The organism is Metabacillus rhizolycopersici (assembly GCF_020075705.1).
Map to the genome: position 1 here is coordinate 1 of NZ_JAIQUM010000230.1, position 858 is coordinate 858.

The 858-nt window shown below is 47.6% G+C and carries 7 tRNA genes; all 7 read right to left on the bottom strand.

Annotation, left to right across the window (positions count from 1 at the left end):
• Positions 1–196: 196 nt before the first annotated feature.
• A tRNA-Ala gene (locus K9V48_RS28170) sits at positions 197–272 on the bottom strand.
• 19 nt (positions 273–291) lie between these two features.
• Positions 292–368: transfer RNA gene (locus K9V48_RS28175), tRNA-Pro, on the bottom strand.
• A gap of 4 nt (positions 369–372) precedes the next feature.
• Positions 373–449, bottom strand: a tRNA-Arg gene (locus K9V48_RS28180).
• A gap of 9 nt (positions 450–458) precedes the next feature.
• Positions 459–547: transfer RNA gene (locus tag K9V48_RS28185), tRNA-Leu, on the bottom strand.
• A gap of 10 nt (positions 548–557) precedes the next feature.
• Positions 558–629: transfer RNA gene (locus tag K9V48_RS28190), tRNA-Gly, on the bottom strand.
• Between the two features lie 13 nt (positions 630–642).
• Positions 643–725: transfer RNA gene (locus tag K9V48_RS28195), tRNA-Leu, on the bottom strand.
• A gap of 15 nt (positions 726–740) precedes the next feature.
• A tRNA-Lys gene (locus K9V48_RS28200) sits at positions 741–813 on the bottom strand.
• Positions 814–858: the final 45 nt, after the last annotated feature.

Genomic DNA, 858 nt, shown 5'->3' on the forward strand with positions numbered 1-858 from the left:
CCTGAGCCAGGATCAAACTCTCCAATAAAGTGTTTGACTTGCTCATAAGTTTTGTACTATATAGTACGTTTTTGTTAATCGAAATTAACGTTGGCACGCTTGGTTTTGTTTAGTTTTCAAAGATCATTTTTAAAAAACAACTTAATCAGTATAACTTAGATTCTATTGTAATGTCAAGAAGTTTTTTATTCATTTTTGGTGGAGCCTAGCGGGATCGAACCGCTGACCTCCTGCGTGCAAGGCAGGCGCTCTCCCAGCTGAGCTAAGGCCCCAAAGGAATTTGTTTGGAAATGGTCGGGAAGACAGGATTCGAACCTGCGACCCCTTGGTCCCAAACCAAGTGCTCTACCAAGCTGAGCTACTTCCCGTAAATGGCGCGCCCGAGAGGAGTCGAACCCCTAACCTTTTGATCCGTAGTCAAACGCTCTATCCAATTGAGCTACGGGCGCATTTATAAGTGGTGCCGAGGACCGGAATCGAACCGGTACGGTAGTCACCTACCGCAGGATTTTAAGTCCTGTGCGTCTGCCAGTTCCGCCACCCCGGCACTTACTAAGAGCGGAAGACGGGATTCGAACCCGCGACCCCCACCTTGGCAAGGTGGTGTTCTACCACTGAACTACTTCCGCAATATAAAATTGATGCGGGTGAAGGGACTTGAACCCCCACGTCACAAGGACACTAGATCCTAAGTCTAGCGCGTCTGCCAATTCCGCCACACCCGCATGGTGTGTAAATGATGAGCCATGAAGGACTCGAACCTTCGACCCTCTGATTAAAAGTCAGATGCTCTACCAACTGAGCTAATGGCTCATATTATAATGAGTATTACTATAATGAAGTAAGTGGTGCCGGCGA